Below are 17,842 nucleotides of genomic sequence, written 5' to 3' on the forward strand. Positions count from 1 at the left end.
AGTCAGGCCTTCGGCAGCACCAGCCGGAAGGTCGCTCCGCCGCCGGGTCCGGGGGAGACGGCGGTCAGTTCACCGCCGTGCGCCCGGGCGATGCTGCGGGCGATCGTCAGGCCGATGCCGGAGCCGGTCCCCGAGCGAAGACCAGAGGCCGGATCCGGCACCCGGTAGAACCGCTCGAACACCCGCGGCAGATCCCCTGCCGCGATCCCCCGTCCGGTGTCGGCGACGGTAGCCTCCGCGGTGCCGCCGTCGCTCGTCACCCCGACGGTCACCCGGTCGCCGGCCGAGCAGGCCCGCAACGCGTTGCCGAGCAGATTGGTCAGCACCTGACGGATCCGGTCCGCGTCGGCCACCACCGGCACCGGGGGGCCGGGCATCAGCTCGAGCGTCACCCCGGCGGCGGCGTACTGGGCCCGCAGCCGGTCGGTCTCCTCACCGACCAGGACCGTCAGGTCCAGCGGTGCCGGCGCCAGCGACAGCCTGCCCTCCTCGGCCCGGGACAGCGCGGACAGATCCTCGGCCAGCCGACGCAGCACCCGGGTCTCCTCCGACAGCGCGGCGAGCCGCTCCGGCGTGGCGGCGAAGATGCCGTCGATCATCGCCTCGACGTTGCCGTCGATGACGGTCAGCGGCGTCCGCATCTCGTGGGCCACCTCGCCGATCAGCCGCACCCGACGGGTCTCCGACTCCTGCAACGCCGCGCCGAGGGCGTTGATGTCCTCGGCGAGCGCGGCGAGCTCCACCTCATCGGGGATGTCCACTCGGGTGTCGTAGTCGCCACCGGCCAGTGCCCGGGTGGCGGTCCGGACCCGGTCGAGCGGGCGCAACAGTCGATGCACCATCAGCCAGGCCAGCAGCGCCGCCACGACGAGCGCCGCCAGCAGGCCGACGAGCAGCGCCTGGTTGATCGCCGCATCGAACGCCTCCAACAGCACCCGACCCCGGCCGGTGCCCGGACCGGCCCCCGTCGGACCGAGACCGCCCGCCGCACCGGTCCGCCGGGCGAAGTCGGCCGGCGCGAGCAGCCGCACCAACCCGAAGGCGACACCCGCCCCGACCAACGCCACGGCAAGGTGGGAGAGCAGCAGGCGGGTGCTCAGCCGACCGACCGTACGCTTCATCGCGACGCCGCCACGCACTTGTAGCCGACGCCGCGTACCGTCGCCACGAACCGTGGCTGCGCGGGGTCGTCGCCCAGCGCGGCGCGGATGGTGCGGATGTGGACGTCGACGATCCGCTCGTCGCCGAAGTAGTCGCTTCCCCAGACCCGTTCGAGGAGCTGACGACGGGAGAAGACCCGCCGAGGCGCCTGACACATCACGGTGAGCAGGTCGAAGTCCAGCGCCGACAGGTCCACCGACCGGTCGTCGACCCGGATCTCGCGGCGGCCGCGATCGACGACCAACCCGTCGAGCTCGACCCGGTCCTCCGTGTCCTCCGCCGCGTGTCGCCGGTCGCGCCGCAGCACGGCGTCCACCCGGGCCACCACCTCGCGCGGGCTGAACGGCTTGGTGATGTAGTCGTCGGCGCCGAGCCGCAGCCCCACCAGCCGGTCCACCTCTTCGGCCCGGGCACTCACCACCAGCAGATAGGCGTCTGTCGCCTCCGTCACGTCTCGGATCAGCTCCAGCCCGTCGCGGTCGGGCAGCCCGAGGTCCAGCAGGATCACTGCCGGCGCGGCCTGGCGGGCCAGGTCGAGGGCGGTGGCACCGTCACCTGCCTCCAGCACCTCGTACGCCGAGGCCTCCAGATAGCCCCGCAGCACCTCGCGGATCCCGGCCTCGTCGTCCACCACCAACACCCGTGTCGCCATTCCCGCGGCCCCCTCCGTCCAGGCCAGTATCCCAGCCGGGGACGCCTCAGTCGGGGACATGGCGGGTGCCGCGGTTCGTGACCTCGAAGGTCTGCCCCAACGGCGTACGCCACATCCATCGGCCCGGCTCGGGCTGGCTGAGCCGGTAGCCGCCATGCGTCCTCGCCCGGTGAGCGCGCCGACCCAACGGCCCCAGATTGTCCGGTGCGGTCGGCCCGCCCCGACCGTACGGCACCGTGTGATCCATGTCGGCGGACCGAGCCGAGACCGAGCCGAACGGCGCCACCTCATACGGCTGAGCCACCACCAGCTGTTCCCGCATCGCCTCGGGCACCTCGTAGGCATCCACCGGCACCGACGCGCGGGTATCGATCACCCGGGTGACCCGCGCATTGCAGCCATCCAGGAAGCCGGGCAGCTCCTCCACCGGCAACGGGCCGTGCCCTTCCACCCGTGCCACCGTGCTGTCGGCCCACACATGCAGATAGATCCGCGCCGTTGGCCGGCACCCCACCGGGCCGGCGCCGGGGACGGGGATCTCCCCGCGGGCCAGCAGGCCCAACGCCCGGGCCCGGCGATGATCCAGATCCGAATCGTCACCGGCCCGGGCCAGATCCCCCGCCAACCGGCCCAGCGTCGCGTCCAGAGCCCGCGCGTCGGCTGTGTCCAGCACCCCGAACACATCCATCGCCCCGGTCACCCCGTCCCGGGCCGCGACGCCCACCAGCCGACGATTCTGCCGCGACCGCTCCCGCTCCAGCGCGGCCTGCGGGTCCGCCGCCGCGATCTGACCCTCCACCAGCCGCTTCGCCCGCGCCCAGGCCAGATCGGGCAGCCGCTCCCCGATCTCCTGATCGACCCCGAGCGCCGCCTCGAACCCCAGGTCGTGGCACATCCGCGCCACCATCAGCGCCCGCCACGGCACCATGTCGCCTTCCACCATCCGGTTCCACAGCCGGGGATGGCGCCACTTCAGATCCAGTGCATCGATCATCAACGACCACGCCCGGGGCGCACCGATCCCCAACGCGCCGCCGACTTCCATGGCCAGGAACTCCGGCACGGACGGTGTGCCGTCGCCGCCACAGGGCACCCGCTGCTCCCCGTCCACAGCGGGAGCGGCCTCCACCAGATCCGCGATCAACGCCACCCGACGGATCTCCGCGAACCGCGCCAGCGCCTCCACCTCGCGCAACTGACGGACATGCTCCTCGGCATCCTCCGGCAGTCCGTAGCCCACCGACACCGCCCGCGGCGGCCCGTCCGGGCTGTCCCGCACCAGCACGCCGTCCACCATCAGCTCCCCCAGCGTCGGCAGATCCGCCGGCAGGAAGAAGCCTCGGGACAGCGTCGGCTCAGCCGGTGACACCACCGGCCCGCCACCGCTGGCATCGGCCCGCGAGGCATCACCCGCCGGTTCATCGGGAAACGGAAGCTGCTCGTCCATGTCCATGACGCTACGTCCCCCCTCTGACATTAGCGAACACATGAACTATTATATCGCGCAGGGGGTCGCTCCGGAAGTCCCGTCGGCGAGCAGGACGCAGCGCCGTGGGAGAATGATCTTCATGGCCAAGCGCGGCAAGAACTCCCATGAGCCCGCCGGCACCCCTGCTCTGCAGGCGGTCGTCCGGGCCGGGATCCCGCACACGTTGCACGAGCACGCCGGCGACCTGCAGGCCACCGACATCCACGGCCGCGGCGAGATCGGCCCGGAGTCGGCCCGGCAGCTGGGAGTCAGCCCCGACCGGGTGTTCAAGACCCTGATCGCCGACTGCTCGGGCCGTCTGGTGGTGGGCGTGGTCCCGGTCAGCCACCATCTCGACCTCAAGGCGCTGGCCCGCGCCATCGGCGCGAAAAAGGCCCAGATGGCTGATCCGGCCGTCGCCGAACGCTCCAGCGGTTATGTGGTGGGCGGCATCTCGCCGCTGGGGCAGCGGACGCCGTTGCTCACCGTGGTGGACGATTCGGCGCTGGCGCAGCAGACCGTCTTCGTGTCCGCCGGGAAGCGGTCACTCAAGCTCGAGATCGCCCCGGACGACCTGATCCGGCTGCTCGACGCCCGGGTCGCCACCATCCGCACCCTGGACTGACCGCTCCCGGTCGGCTGACGGTTCTCGATCGGCTGACCGCTCCCGCGCGGGTTCCGGGGCGAACGCGCTCCACAGCAGCACCACCAGCATCGCCGCGAACGGCCACAGCAGCACCGCCACCGGGGAGTGCAGCGCGAGATCAACCGGCTCGCTCTGCCCGGCCACCGCGTGCGCGATCCGGTCCTTCAGCGGCACGGCGCCGACCACCCCGGCGCCCCAGGCAGCCAGCCCGGCGAGGATCGGCGCGGCCGCCGCCCAGACGACCACCCACCATCCGCGGCGCCGCAGCACCGCGACGGCCAGCAGCCCCAGCAACAGCCCACCGACCAGCCCGATCACCGCGTACCGCGCGTCGGCGACGAAGAGCTGGGTCAGGGCGAGTTCGCTGATCACCGCCTGACCGTCCGGCTGGACCGTGTAGCCGGGCAGCGGGGTGGTCGTCCGCCACACCACCCCGCCGGCCCCGCCGAGGAGCACCGCGGCCAGGACGTACACCACCACCGGCCACGGCCACCGGGCCCGCGCCGGGCGGCCCGGTGCGGCGCTGTCCGGCGTCGGGTCCTCCGGGGCGGAATCAGCCGTCATCCGGCGGCGCTCACGTTCGCCGGCCCCAGCAACGCCTTGAGATCGGCCATCACCGACACCGACGCGTCCACCCGCAGGCCGGGCTGGACCCGCCAGACGCTGGTGCCGCCACTGCCGCGCAGCCGCACCCGCACCTCGGTGGCACCCGGATGCGCGGCCAGCACGTCGCGCAACTGCTCGATCCGCGGCTGAGTGCAGCTCACCGCCGGGATGGTGATGACGATCGGCCCGTGTGGATCCTCGCTGATGTTGGGCAGCGTCACCTCGCGGGCGAAGATCGACACCGTCTCCTCCTCGCGGCGGACCGTCCCGCGCACCTGGACGATGGTGTCCGGGGCGAGGATCGGCGCGACGAGTTGGTAGACCTTGTTGAAGCACTTCACCTCGATCGAACCGCCGAGGTCCTCGACGTAGATCAGTGCCCACAAGTCGCCGCGCTTGTTCTGCTTGCGCACCACCTGGGTGATCATCCCGGCGATGGTGATCTGCTCGCCGTCCTTGGGCCCGTCCTCGTCGAGGATCTGCTCGATCCCACTGTCGGAGAGCCGGGCGAGCACCGGCTCCATCCCCTGCAGCGGGTGGTCGGAGACGTAGAGCCCGAGCATCTCCCGTTCGAAGGCGAGCTTGGTCCGCTTGTCCCACTCGTCGAGGTCGGGCACCACGACGGCGGTCGGATCGTCCTCGACGGTCTGGTCCCCGAACATGGCGAACAGGTCGTCCTGCCCGTTCGCCTCGTTGCGCTTGCGGCCGGTGATCTTGTCGATCGCCTCCTCGAAGCACTCCATCAGCCCGCGGCGGTGGTGTCCCATCGAGTCGAAGGCGCCCGCCTTGATCAGCGACTCGATCAGCCGCTTGTTGCACACCGCCAGCGGCTGCTGGTCGAGGAACTCGTTGAAGGTGGTGGCCCGGCCGCATTCCCGGCGGGTGGCGAGGATCTCCTCGACGACGTGCTCGCCGACGTTGCGCACCGCGGTGAGGCCGAACCGGATCGCCTTCCCGACCGGGGTGAACTGGGCAGCGGACTCGTTGACGTCGGGCGGCAGCACCTCGATGCCCATCCGCCGGCACTCGCCGAGGTAGACCGCCATCTTGTCCTTGTCGTCCTTGACCGACTGCAACAGCGCGGCCATGTACTCGACCGGGTAGTTCGCCTTGAGGTAGGCGGTCCAGTAGGACACCAGCCCGTACGCCGCGGAGTGGGCCTTGTTGAACGCGTAGTTGGAGAACGGCAGCAGGATGTCCCACAGCGTCTGCATCGACTCCTGCGAGTAGCCGCGCTCCAGCATCCCGTTCTTGAAGGTCTCGAACTGGGCGTCCAGTTCCTTCTTCTTCTTCTTGCCCATCGCCCGGCGCAGCATGTCGGCGCCGCCCAGGGTGTAGCCGGCCAGCTTCTGGGCGATCGCCATCACCTGCTCCTGGTAGACGATCAGGCCGTACGTCTCGCCGAGGATGTCCTTGAGCGGCTCCTCGAGCTCGGGATGGATCGGCTCCACCGGCTCCTTGCCGGTCTTCCGCCGGGCGTACTTGTTGTGCGAGTCGGCGCCCATCGGGCCGGGGCGGTAGAGCGCACCCACCGCGGAGATGTCGTCGAAGCAGTCCGGCTGCATGGACCGCAGCAGCGCCCGCATCGGCCCGCCGTCCAGCTGGAACACCCCGAGGGTGTCACCGGCCTGCAGCAGCTCGAAGGTGGCCGGGTCATCGAGGGTGAGCTGCTCCAGCACCACCTCCTGGTCCTGGTTCAGCCGGATGTTCGCCAGCGCGTCGGCGAGGATGGTGAGGTTGCGCAGCCCCAGGAAGTCCATCTTGATCAGGCCCAGCGACTCGCACGACGGGTAGTCGAACTGGGTGATGATCTGGCCGTCCTGCTCCCGCTTCATCAGCGGGACGACGTCCATGATCGGCTCCGAGGACATGATCATCCCGCAGGCGTGCACGCCCCACTGCCGCTTCAGCCCCTCCAGGCCCATCGCGGTGTCGACGACCTCCTTGACCTCGGGCTCGGCGTCGTACAGCGCCCGGAACTCCTGGCCCTCCAGGTAGCGCTCGTGCTGGTCGTCGAACAGCTTCTGCAGCGGGACGTCCTTGCCCATCACCGGGTCGGGCATCGCCTTGGTGATCTGGTCACCGAGCGAGTACGGCTTGCCGAGCACCCGGCCGGCGTCCTTGACCGCCTGCTTGGCCTTGATGGTGCCGTACGTGACGATGGCGCTGACCTTGTCGGCGCCGTACTTGTCGGTGACGTACTGGATCACATCGCCGCGGCGGCGGTCGTCGAAGTCGATGTCGAAGTCGGGCATCGAGATGCGTTCCGGGTTGAGGAAGCGCTCGAAGATCAGGCCGTGCTGGATCGGATCCAGCTCAGTGATGTGCAGGGCGTACGCGCACATCGAGCCGGCGCCGGAGCCGCGGCCCGGGCCGACCTTGATGCCCTGGGCCTTGGCCCACTTGATGTAGTCGGAGACCACCAGGAAGTAGCCCGGGAACCCCATCTGCTTGATCACGCCGATCTCGTAGTCGGCGCGGTCGCGCACCTCGGCAGTGATCCCGCCCGGGTAGCGGTCGTGCAGTCCCTGGTTGACCTGGCGGATGAACCAGGACTCCTCGGTCTCGCCGGCGGGGACGTCGAAGTGCGGCATGAACTTGCCGATGGCGTTCTCGAAGCCGATCTCGCACCGCTCGGCGATCTCCAGGGTGTTGTCGCAGGCCTCGGGGATCTCGTGGAACAGCTCGCGCATCTCCCGGGGCGACTTCAGGTAGTAGCCGTCGCCGTTGAACCGGAAGCGGTTGGTGTCGGCCAGGTGCGACCCGGACGAGACGCAGAGCAGCGCGTCGTGGGCGTGGGCATCGTCCTGGGAGACGTAGTGCGAGTCGTTGGTGACCACCAGCGGCAGGTCCAGCTCCTTGCTGATCCGCATCAGGCCACCGCGCACCCGGGTCTCGATGTCGATCCCGTGGTCCATGATCTCGACGTAGAAGTTGTTCTTGCCGAAGATGTCGCGGAACTCCGCGGCGGAGGCCAACGCGTTGTCGTACTGGCCCAGCCGCAGGTAGGTCTGCACCTCGCCGGAGGGGCAGCCGGTGGTGGCGATCAGGCCCTTGGCGTAGCGGTGCAGCAGCTCGCGGTCCACCCGCGGCTTGTAGAAGAACCCCTCGATCGAGGCGTACGACTCGAGCCGGAACAGGTTGTGCATGCCCTCGGTGGTCTCCGACCACAGGGTCATGTGGGTGTAGGCGCCCTTGGCCGACACGTCGTCGCCGGTGCCGTCGCCCCACTGCACCCGCTTGCGCTCCGAGCGGTGGGTCTTCGGCGTCATGTACGTCTCGCAGCCGATGATCGGCTTGACGTCGTAGTTCTTCGAGGTCTTCCAGAACTCGTACGCCCCGAACATGTTGCCATGGTCGGTCACCGCGATCGCCGGCATGCCGAGCTCCTCGGCACGTTTGAACATGTCGGGCACCCGCGCGGCGCCGTCCAGCATCGAGAACTCGGAATGGACGTGCAGATGGACGAACGAGTCGTCGAGGGAGCCCGGCATGGGGACCAGAGTAGCCCGGTAGACTGGCAGTCCCCGTCGATGAGGAGCAGTGGTGTCCGAAGTCCAGACCGGCCCGGCGTCCGGTCCCCACGTGCAGGCCGAGACCGAACGCAAATTCGCCCTCCTACCGGGCGCCCGCGTGCCCGGGCTGGACGGGCTCGCCACGATGGGCGAGCCGGTGGTGCAGCACCTGGACGCGACCTACTTCGACTCCCCCACGTACGAGTTGAACCGCGCCCGGGTCACCCTGCGCCGCCGGACCGGCGGCAGTGACGCCGCCTGGCACGTCAAGCTCCCGCCGGTGGAGGGCACCCGGACCGAGCTGCACATCCCGCTGGACGCCACCCCCGACCCGCTGGTGGTGCCCCGGCCGCTGCGGGCCACCGTCGGCGAACGGGCCGGCACGGTCCCGCTCGTCCCGGTCGCCCGACTGCGGACCACCCGGACGATGCGGGTGCTGTCCGACCCCGCCACCGGTGCCCCGCTGGCCGAACTGGCCGACGACACGGTGACGGCGACCCGGCTGCCGCTGCCCGGCATCCCGGGTCAGGAGACCACCTGGCGCGAGATCGAGGTGGAGCTCCGCGAGGGTGACCGGTCCTTCCTCGACGCGGTGACCGAACGCTTCCAGTGGGCCGGGATCGTGCCCGCCACCTCCCCCGCCAAGATCAACCAGGCGCTCGGCGGCGCCCCGGCGGCCGCCGCGGCCCACGTCCCGTCCCGCACCGATCCGCTGTCCCGGACCGTACTCGCCGCGCTGGCGACCCACGTCGGGGTGCTGCAGGGCCGGGAGGAGGCGGTGGCGGTCGACGCCCCCGACGCCGTTCACAAGGCCCGGGTCGCGTCCCGCCGGCTGCGCAGCATCCTGCGGGTCTTCGGCGACCTGTTCGAGGCCGAGGCAGTCCGGACGCTGCGCGAGGAGCTGCAGTGGTACGCCACCGAACTGGGCCACGCCCGCGACGCCGAGGTGCAGAAAGCCAAGCTGCTGAACCGGCTCGACGCGCTGCCCCCCGAATCGGTGCTCGGGCCGGTCCGGGACCGGATGGAGGGTGAGCTGGAGGCCACCCACCAGCAGGGTCTCGCCGGCGTGCAGGCGTGCCTGGCAGACGACCGCTACACCGCCCTGATGGTCGCCCTGAGCCGCTGGCTGACCGACCCGCCGCTGGTGCGGGTCGCCGACGCACCGGTGTCGGAGCGGGCGATCCCGCTGGTGGACCGGGCGATCCGTCGGGTCCGGAAGGCGTACGCCACCGCCGAGGCCTCCGAGGGGGCGGAACGACTCGCCGCGCTGCACGAGGTCCGCAAGAAGTCCAAGGTCGTCCGCTACGCCTGCGAGGCGCTCACCGCCGTCTACGGGGAGGACGCCGCGTCCTCGGCCCGGGACTGGGAGGCAGTGACCGAGGTGTTCGGCGAGATGAACGATGCCGTGGTGGCGCGGGAACGGCTGCTGCGGCTGGCCGACGCGGCCGCCGCCGCGGGCGAGCCGACGTTCACCTACGGGGTGCTGTTCGGCGCCCAGCTGGGTGACCTGGACCGCGACCTGCCGGCCGCCCGGGCCGCGCTGCGCCGGGCGGTCCGCCGCGGCCCCGACAGCTGGGCCGACGAGGACTGAGCCGCCCCGACTGCTGCTCTACTCACGGCTCACCGCCCTGGGCGCCGTGGTCCTGCCTATCGGCACGTCCTGTCCGGCACCGCGTTTCGCCCGCGGGTTTGTGTCTGAAGACCAGCACAACCCCGCGGGCGAAACGTATACCTGTATGAATCGACCGGTCAGAGCGTCATCGGGCGGACCTGCGGCCCGATCGGGCGCGGCAGCTTGGTCGACCCGCTGAGGAAGGCGTCCACGCCGGCGGCGCAGGAGCGTCCCTCAGCGATCGCCCAGACGATCAGCGACTGGCCCCGGCCGGCGTCACCGCAGGCGAAGACCCCCTCGACGCCGGTCATGAAGTTCTCGTCGCGCGCCACGTTGCCGCGGCGGTCCAGGCTCACCCCGAGCTCATCGACCAGGCCCTCGGCCTGCGGACCGACGAAGCCCATCGCCAGCACCACCATGTCGGCCGGGATCACCCGCTCCGAGCCCTCGACCGGGTTGAACCCGCCCGAGCCGTTCGGCTTCACCTCGACGAGCCGCAGCTGCCGGACGTGTCCCTCCTCGTCGCCGATGAACTCGGTGGTCGACGCCTCGAAGATCCGCTCGCCGCCCTCCTCCTGGGAGGTGGAGACCCGCCACACCGCCGGGTAGGTCGGCCACGGCTGGTTGGCCGGGCGGTCCTCCCCCGGGGCCGGGAAGATCTCCAGCTGGGTGACCGACGCGGCGCCCTGGCGCAGCGCGGTGCCGATGCAGTCCGAGCCGGTGTCGCCGCCGCCGATCACCACCACGTGCTTGTCGGTCGCCACGATCTGGTCCTCGACAGTCCGCCCGCGAGCCACCCGGTTCGCCTGCGGCAGGTAGTCCATCGCGAAGTGGATGCCGGCCAGCTCGCGTCCGGGCGCCGGCAGGTCGCGCGGCTTGGTCGATCCCATCGCCACCACGACGGCGTCGTAGCGGGACTTCAGCTGGGTCCAGGTGATGTCGGCGCCGATGGTGACACCGGTGCGGAACAGGGTGCCCTCGTCCTTCATCTGCCGGATCCGCCGGTCGAGGACCGACTTCTCCATCTTGAACTCCGGGATGCCGTACCGCAGCAGACCGCCGGGGACGTCGGCCCGCTCGAACACCGCCACGGTGTGGCCGACCCGGGTCAACTGCTGGGCGACCGCCAGGCCGGACGGGCCGGAGCCGACCACCGCGACCGTGTAGCCGGTGTGCCAGTCCGGCGCCTGCGGCTGGATGAACCGGTCGTCCCAGGCGCGTTCGGCGATGGAGACCTCGACGCCCTTGATCGCCACCGGGTCACCGTTGATGCCGACCACGCAGGCGGTCTCGCACGGCGCCGGGCACAGCCGCCCGGTGAACTCCGGGAAGTTGTTGGTCGCGTGCAGCCGGTCGGAGGCGGCCTGCCAGTCGTCACGCCAGACCAGGTCGTTCCACTCCGGGATGATGTTGCCGAGCGGACAGCCGTAGTGACAGAACGGGATGCCGCAGTCCATGCAGCGGGCCGCCTGCGTCGGGATGATCGGCAGGAACGCCGCGGCCGGGCCACCGGGGTAGACCTCGTTCCAGTCCTTCACCCGTTCCTCGACGTCCCGGCGCTGCGGGTGCTCGCGCGGGAACTTCATGAAACCACGGGGATCAGCCACGGGTCGCCTCCATCATCTTGGCGGTGGTCGCTTCGTCGTCGAGGCCCTCGGCCTCGGCCAGGGCCCGGGCCGCGAGGACGCGGGCGTAGTCGCGGGGCAGCACCTTGGTGAAGCGCTCCCCGATCACGGTGTCGGCGGCCTCGCCGTCGAGCAGCCGGCCGGCGACGGCCGAGCCGGTCTCCTGACGGTGCCGCTCCAGCAGGGTGCGGACCAGCGCGACGTCGGTGGCGTCCAGCGTCTTCGGGTCGGCCAGCTCGGAGTTGAGCCGGTGCGGGTCGAGGTCCAGGACGTACGCCACGCCGCCGGACATACCGGCCGCGAAGTTGCGCCCGGTCGGGCCGATCACCACCACGGTGCCACCGGTCATGTACTCGCAGCCGTGGTCCCCGACGCCCTCGACCACCGCGGTGGCCCCGGAGTTGCGGACGCAGAACCGCTCGCCGACCTGGCCGCGCAGGAACAGCTCACCGGAGGTGGCGCCGTACCCGATCACGTTGCCGGCGATGATCTCCTCCTCGGCGACGAAGGTCGCGTCGGCCTGGGGCCGGATGATCACCCGGCCGCCGGACAGGCCCTTGGCGACGTAGTCGTTCGAGTCGCCGTTCAGCCGCAGAGTCAGCCCCTTCGGGATGAACGCGCCGAAGCTCTGCCCGCCCGACCCGGTGAGGGTGATGTCGATGGTGTCGTCGGGCAGCCCCCGGCCCTCGGTCGCCATGGTGATCTCGTGGCCGAGCAGCGTGCCGACCGTACGGTGCACGTTGCGCACCGGGATCGCGCCGCGGACCGGCTCGGGCGTACGCCCCTCCCGGGCGGCGGCGAGGACCGGCGCGACCAGCCCCATCAGCTCCATGTCGAGCTGTTTGTCGAGGTCATGCTCCTGGTCCACCACATGCCGGCGAGCGGTCGCCTCCGGCACCGACGGCTGGTGCAGGATCGGGCTGAGATCCAGCCCGGCGGCCTTCCAGTGCGCCTCGGCGGCGCGGGTATCCAGCTGGTCGGAGCGCCCGATCGCCTCCTCGAGGCTGCGGAAACCGAGCTCGGCGAGGATCTCGCGGACCTCCTCGGCGATGTACTGGAAGAAGGTCTCGATGAACTTCGGCTCACCGGTGAACTTCGCCCGCAGCTCCGGGTTCTGCGTGGCGACACCGACCGGGCAGGTGTCGAGGTGGCAGACCCGCATCATCACGCAGCCCTCGACGACCAGCGGGGCGGTCGCGAAACCGTACTCCTCGGCGCCGAGCAGAGCGGCGACCACGACGTCACGGCCGGTCTTCATCTGGCCGTCGGTCTGCACCACGATCCGATCCCGCAGGCCGTTGGCGATCAGCGTCTGCTGGGTCTCGGCCAGGCCGAGCTCCCAGGGGGTGCCGGCGTGCTTGAGCGAGGTCAGCGGAGCCGCACCGGTGCCGCCGTCGTGGCCGGAGATGAGCACCACGTCGGCCTTGGCCTTCGCCACGCCGGCCGCGACCGTGCCGACCCCGGACTCCGAGACCAGTTTGACGTGGATCCGTGCCTGCGGGTTCGCGCACTTCAGGTCGTGGATCAGCTGCTTGAGATCCTCGATCGAGTAGATGTCGTGGTGCGGCGGCGGCGAGATCAGACCGACGCCCGGCGTCGAGTGCCGGGTCTTCGCCACCCACGGGTAGACCTTCTGGCCGGGCAGCTGGCCGCCCTCGCCGGGCTTGGCACCCTGGGCCATCTTGATCTGGATGTCCTCGGCGTACGACAGGTACTCCGAGGTCACCCCGAACCGGCCGGAAGCGACCTGCTTGATCTTCGAGCGCCGCGCCGGGTCGTGCAGCCGCTCCGGGTCCTCGCCGCCCTCGCCGGTGTTCGACTTGCCGCCGATCCGGTTCATCGCGATCGCCAATGTCTGGTGGGCCTCCATCGAGATGGAGCCGTACGACATCGCACCGGTGGCGAACCGCTTGTAGATCTCCTCGACCGGCTCGACCTCGTCGATGTCGATCGGCTGGCGGTTGTGCCGGAACTTCAGCAGGCCGCGCAGCGTCATCAACCGTTCGGAGGTGTCGTTCACCCGGTCGGTGTACTGCTTGAAGACGTCGTAGCGACGGTTCCGGGTGGAGTGCTGCAGCCGGAAGACGGTCTCCGGGTCGAAGAGGTGCTCCTCGCCCTCGCGACGCCACTGGTAGTCGCCGCCGATCTGCAGCCGGCGGTGGGCCAGCGGGATGCCGTCGACCGGGTAGGCCATGTCGTGGCCGGCCCGGATCTGCCGGTGGATCTCCTCCAGGCCGATGCCGCCGATCTTCGAGGTGGTGCCAGTGAAGTACTGGTCGATCAGCTCCTGGGACAGCCCGACGGCCTCGAAGATCTGCGCGCCGGTGTAGGAGGCCACGGTGGAGACGCCCATCTTGGACATCACCTTCAGCACGCCCTTGCCGAGGGCCTTGGCGACATTGGCGACGGCCTTCGCCGGCGCAACGGAGACGAAGGTGCCGGTGCGGGCGAGGTCCTCGGCGGTCTCGAAGGCCAGGTAGGGGTTGACCGCGGCGGCGCCGTAGCCGATCAGGGTGCTGACATGGTGCACCTCGCGAACGTCGCCGGCCTCGACGACGATGCCGACCTTGGTCCGGGTCTTCTCCCGGACCAGGTGGTGGTGGATCGCCGAGGTGAACAGCAGCGACGGGATCGGCGCGTACTCCTGCTTGGCGTGCCGGTCGGACAGCACCAGGATCCGGGCCCCGTCGGCGATCGCCTCGGAGGCCTGCTCGCAGAGCTCGTCGAGGCGGTGCTGCAGCGCCTCGGTGCCCCCCTCGATCGGGTAGAGGCCGCGCAGCACGTACGACTGGTAGCCGGGCAGGGTGCCGTCCTGGTTGATCCGGACGATCTGGGTCAGCTCGTCGTTGTTGAGGATCGGGAACGGCAGCACGATCTGGCGGCAGGACGCCGGACTCGGCTGGAGCAGGTTCTGCTCGGGGCCGATGCTGTTGAACAGGCTGGTGACCAGCTCCTCGCGGATGGCGTCCAGCGGCGGGTTGGTGACCTGGGCGAAGTGCTGGACGAAGTAGTCGAACATCAGCTTCGGCCGCTCCGACAGCACCGGGAGGGGGGCGTCGGTGCCCATCGCGCCGATCGGTTCGGCGCCGGTGTTGGCCATCGGCGCGAGGATCTTGCGCAGCTCCTCCTCGGTGTAGCCAAAGACCTGCTGGCGCCGGGTGACCGAGGCGTGGGTGTGCACGATGTGCTCGCGGACCGGCAGCTCGGACAGGTTGAGCCGGCCCTCGCGCAGCCACTCACCGTACGGTGCCCGGGCGGCGAGACCCTGCTTGATCTCCTCGTCGGGCACGATCCGGTGCTCGGACAGGTCGGCGAGGAACATCTCGCCGGGCTTCAGCCGGCCCTTGGCGGCCACGTCGTGGTCGGGAATGTCCAGCACGCCGGATTCCGAGGCGAGCACCACCAGGCCGTCGTTGGTGATCCAGTAGCGGCCCGGTCGCAGACCGTTGCGGTCCAGCACCGCGCCGATCTGGGTGCCGTCGGTGAACGTCATACAGGCCGGGCCGTCCCACGGCTCCATCAGACAGGCGTGGTAGGCGTAGAAGTCCCGCACCGGCTGGGGCATGTCGTGGTTGTTCTCCCACGCCTCCGGGATCATCATCAGCACCGCGTGCGGCAGGCTGCGCCCGGCCAGGTTGAGCAGCTCGACGACCGAGTCGAAGGACGCGGAGTCCGACGCGGTCGGCTCGCAGATCGGGAACAGCCGCTCCAGGGAACCGGGGATCAACGGGGTGTCGAGCAGCGCCTCACGGGCCCGCATCCAGTTCTTGTTGCCGCGGACGGTGTTGATCTCACCGTTGTGGGCGATCATCCGGAACGGGTGCGCCAGCTCCCAGGCCGGGAAGGTGTTGGTGGAGAACCGGGAGTGCACCACGGTCAGCGCGGAGGCCATCCGCTCGTCGTGCAGCTCGGGGAACACCTCCTCCAGCTGCATCGTCGTCAGCATGCCCTTGTAGACCAGGGTGCGGGCGGACAGCGACGGGAAGTAGACCTTGGCCTCCCGCTCGGCGCGGCGCCGCAGGCCGTACACCGCCCGGTCGACGTCGACACCGGTGCGGCCGTTCGCGACCGGGACGACGACCAGGTGCTCGAAGTGCGGCATCACGTGCAGCGAGATCGGGCTCAGCGTGTCGGTGACGACCGGCACCGGGCGCCAGCCGACCACCCGCAGACCCTCCTCCACGGCGATCTGTTCGACCTCGCGGCGGGCGGCGTCCCGGCGGGACTCCTTGGCCGGCAGGAAGGCCATCCCGATCGCGTACGTGCCGGGCGCCGGCAGCTCGAAGTCGCAGACCTCCCGCAGGAACGCGTCCGGGACCTGGAGCAGGATGCCCGCGCCGTCGCCGGCCGCCTGGTCGGCACCGGTGGCACCACGGTGGTCGAGGTTGCGCAGGGCCTCCAGGCCCTGCTCGAGGATCCGGTGGGAGGGTTCGCCACTCAGGGTGGCGACGAAGGCCACGCCACACGCATCGTGTTCGTACATCGGGTCATAGAGACCCTCGCCGGCGATGCCCTCCCGTGCCTGGAGCGCACTGTCAGGAGCCATGTTCTTCCCCTCGGACAGGCCGCGTCGTCACCTCAGCGGTGAGAACGGGCGGTGAACGGTGACCAGATCGGCGGCAACATCGCCACCGATCGGCGGGACCGTGCGGATGTGGGACGGCCGTCGGCTCCGTTGCGCGACGGCAGTACTCCAAGGACACATACTCGACCAACGAAACGCCCCTGTAAATGGTGCACGGGGACGTGTAACACGATTGACATTGACCGGGCCTACGGCTGACCGGGCCTGACCCGGCCGTACGGCGACATCCCGCGGGCCCGCCGGGAGCGGACGTACGCCCAGCCGGTGGCCGCCCCGCCGATCGCCGCGGTGAGGGCGAGCACCCAGGCGGCCTTGACCACCCCGGACTCCTCGGGCAACAGCAGGTAGAGGGCCACCAGCAGCCCCCACTGGAACAGGCTCGCCACCACCAACTGACCGTGACGCATCTCCTCCACCAGGGTGCCGATCATCACCGACCAGCCGATGGTGGCGGCCACCGTCAGCAGCCCGTACGTCACCCCGAACCGCCAGGTCGGGCCGCTCAGCACACCCCAGACCAGGCCGGTGCCCAACGAGCCGAGGAACCAACCGTGGACGGCGCCGAGGGTGGGCCGGACGATGCCGCGCCAGGCGAGTTCCTGGGCCACTGCAAGGGGGACGTACGCCGCTATCCGCGCCGGGAACGGCAACCCGGCGGCGAGGTCGATCCGCGGGGCGGGCAGCCAACCGAACATCAGGCACAACTGGTTCCAGACCACCATGCTCGCGATCACCATCAGCAGCAGGGCCAGCCCGCGGCGCACCACCCGGAGGTTGACCCGGACGTCGAACCGGGTCCGCAGCCCCGGCAGCCGCCGCCGGGTCAGCAGCACCAGGCCGACCCCCAACAGTGGGGCCAGGGCCGGCGCGTCCAGTCGCCCGGAGTCACGCAGCGACCAGCCCACCAGCAGCCGGTCCGCGGCGACGACCAGGGCCACCGGCAGAGCGAGCACCGCGACGGCCAGCCAGGCCTCCACCGGGGTGGGGGCCGGTGCCGGTCCGGCCGGCGGGGCGGCGACAGGCGTGACGGCGGGGCGGGCGGCAGCGCTCATCCGGGCGGAGGCAGTCATCCGGGCGGAGGCAGTCATCCGGCCGGCGCCTCCGCCTTCGTGCCGCTGCCCCGCGGGTCGACGGTCTCCGGGGCCTCGCGGGTGCGATGGCGGCGCCGGCTGATCACCAGGGCGACCAGGGCACCGACGAAGACCACCAGGGAGACGTACTCGTTGATCCGCCAGGTACCGATGTGGTTGGCGGTGTCGATCCGCAGGCCCTCGATCCAGAACCGACCGAAGGTGTAGAGCGCCACGTAGAGCCAGAAGACCTGACCGTGACCGAGCCGCAGCCGGCGGTCGAGAACGACCAGGACCAGGGCGATCAACAGCACCCAGAGCAACTCGTAGAGGAAGGTGGGCTGGAAGGTGGCGTACTGCTCGTAGCCCGGCGGGCGGTGCGCCAGGTCGATCTCCAGACCCCAGGGCAGCGTGGTGGGCCGGCCGAAGAGCTCCTGGTTGAACCAGTTGCCGAGCCGGCCGATGCCCTGCGCCACCGCCACCCCGGGGGCGAGCGAATCCGCCATCGCCGCGAACGAGGCCCCGCGCCGCCGGCAGACCAGCCAGACGGCCAGCGCGCCGGCGGCGACGGCGCCCCAGATCCCCAGGCCGCCGTTCCAGATGTAGAGCGCCTCGATCGGGTGTCGTCCGGGGCCGAAGTAGAGCTGGTGGTCGGTGATCACGTGATAGACGCGGGCGCCGATGATCCCCACCGGCACGGCCCACAGGATCGCCGTCTCCAGCGTCTCCTGGTTGCCACCGCGGGCCCGCCACCGCCGGGAAGCGATCACCCAGGCGACGACGATGCCGGTGAGGATGCACAGGGCGTACGCCCGGATCGGCAGGGCCAGTCCGGTGCCGGGGATCGGCAGCTCCCACACCCCTTGCGGCGGGCTGGGGATCGACAGCGGCGCCAGCACCGT

The 17,842-nt window shown here is 70.7% G+C and carries 11 protein-coding genes; 2 read left to right on the forward strand and 9 right to left on the reverse strand.

All coding sequences use genetic code 11. The features are described 5' to 3' along the window. Window positions 1-2: 2 nt before the first annotated feature. From R0145_RS09395 to R0145_RS09405, 3 genes are read right to left on the reverse strand one after another with little or no spacing between them, the layout of a single operon-like run. Entirely contained in the window at window positions 3-1,121 is a 1,119-nt protein-coding gene (locus R0145_RS09395) for a HAMP domain-containing sensor histidine kinase (RefSeq protein WP_317836564.1), read from the reverse strand. Then, on the reverse strand, window positions 1,118-1,813 hold the full coding sequence (locus R0145_RS09400) for a response regulator transcription factor (RefSeq protein ID WP_317836565.1): 696 nt from the start codon (window positions 1,811-1,813) through the stop codon (window positions 1,118-1,120). Before R0145_RS09400 ends, R0145_RS09395 begins: the two co-directional genes overlap by 4 nt. Before the next feature lie 46 nt (window positions 1,814-1,859). Next, window positions 1,860-3,260, reverse strand: a complete 1,401-nt coding sequence (locus tag R0145_RS09405) for a hypothetical protein (RefSeq protein ID WP_317836566.1) — start codon at window positions 3,258-3,260, stop codon at window positions 1,860-1,862. A gap of 121 nt (window positions 3,261-3,381) precedes the next feature. Here R0145_RS09405 and ybaK point away from each other — a divergent pair, with 121 nt between their 5' ends. After that, window positions 3,382-3,906: a Cys-tRNA(Pro) deacylase gene (gene ybaK / locus R0145_RS09410; RefSeq protein ID WP_317836567.1), complete on the forward strand. Its 525-nt coding sequence runs from the start codon at window positions 3,382-3,384 to the stop codon at window positions 3,904-3,906. On the opposite strand, the gene R0145_RS09415 is transcribed toward ybaK, so the two are convergent. Together R0145_RS09415 and dnaE are read right to left on the reverse strand one after the other, a co-directional pair. After that, a complete protein-coding gene (locus tag R0145_RS09415) occupies window positions 3,826-4,491 on the reverse strand; it encodes a hypothetical protein (protein ID WP_317836568.1) in 666 nt (221 codons plus the stop codon). The two genes, ybaK and R0145_RS09415, sit on opposite strands and share 81 nt — an antisense overlap. Then, window positions 4,488-8,027 carry a DNA polymerase III subunit alpha gene (dnaE, locus tag R0145_RS09420; RefSeq protein WP_317836569.1) on the reverse strand — a complete coding sequence of 1,180 codons (3,540 nt, stop codon included), beginning with the start codon at window positions 8,025-8,027 and terminating at the stop codon, window positions 4,488-4,490. The genes R0145_RS09415 and dnaE overlap by 4 nt, the downstream gene beginning before the upstream one ends. 52 nt (window positions 8,028-8,079) lie before the next feature. On the opposite strand from dnaE, the gene R0145_RS09425 reads away from it, so the two are divergent. Then, entirely contained in the window at window positions 8,080-9,639 is a 1,560-nt protein-coding gene (locus tag R0145_RS09425; protein WP_317836570.1) for a CYTH and CHAD domain-containing protein, read from the forward strand. 158 nt (window positions 9,640-9,797) lie between these two features. Here the strand turns inward: R0145_RS09425 and R0145_RS09430 are convergent, their stop codons facing one another. The 4 genes from R0145_RS09430 to lgt form a co-directional block, all read right to left on the reverse strand. Beyond that, on the reverse strand, window positions 9,798-11,267 hold the full coding sequence (locus R0145_RS09430; RefSeq protein WP_317836571.1) for a glutamate synthase subunit beta: 1,470 nt from the start codon (window positions 11,265-11,267) through the stop codon (window positions 9,798-9,800). Then, complete coding sequence (gene gltB / locus R0145_RS09435; protein ID WP_317836572.1) at window positions 11,260-15,831, reverse strand: glutamate synthase large subunit; 4,572 nt, start codon at window positions 15,829-15,831, stop codon at window positions 11,260-11,262. The genes R0145_RS09430 and gltB overlap by 8 nt, the downstream gene beginning before the upstream one ends. Before the next feature lie 227 nt (window positions 15,832-16,058). Then, window positions 16,059-16,958, reverse strand: coding sequence for a hypothetical protein (locus tag R0145_RS09440; protein ID WP_317836573.1), 900 nt, complete (start codon window positions 16,956-16,958; stop codon window positions 16,059-16,061). Beyond that, window positions 16,955-17,836, reverse strand: a complete 882-nt coding sequence (gene lgt / locus R0145_RS09445; RefSeq protein ID WP_411742107.1) for a prolipoprotein diacylglyceryl transferase — start codon at window positions 17,834-17,836, stop codon at window positions 16,955-16,957. The genes R0145_RS09440 and lgt overlap by 4 nt, the downstream gene beginning before the upstream one ends. Window positions 17,837-17,842 lie beyond the last annotated feature (6 nt).

The sequence above is a fragment of the Raineyella sp. W15-4 genome (genome assembly GCF_033170155.1).
Taxonomy (GTDB): domain Bacteria; phylum Actinomycetota; class Actinomycetes; order Propionibacteriales; family Propionibacteriaceae; genus Raineyella.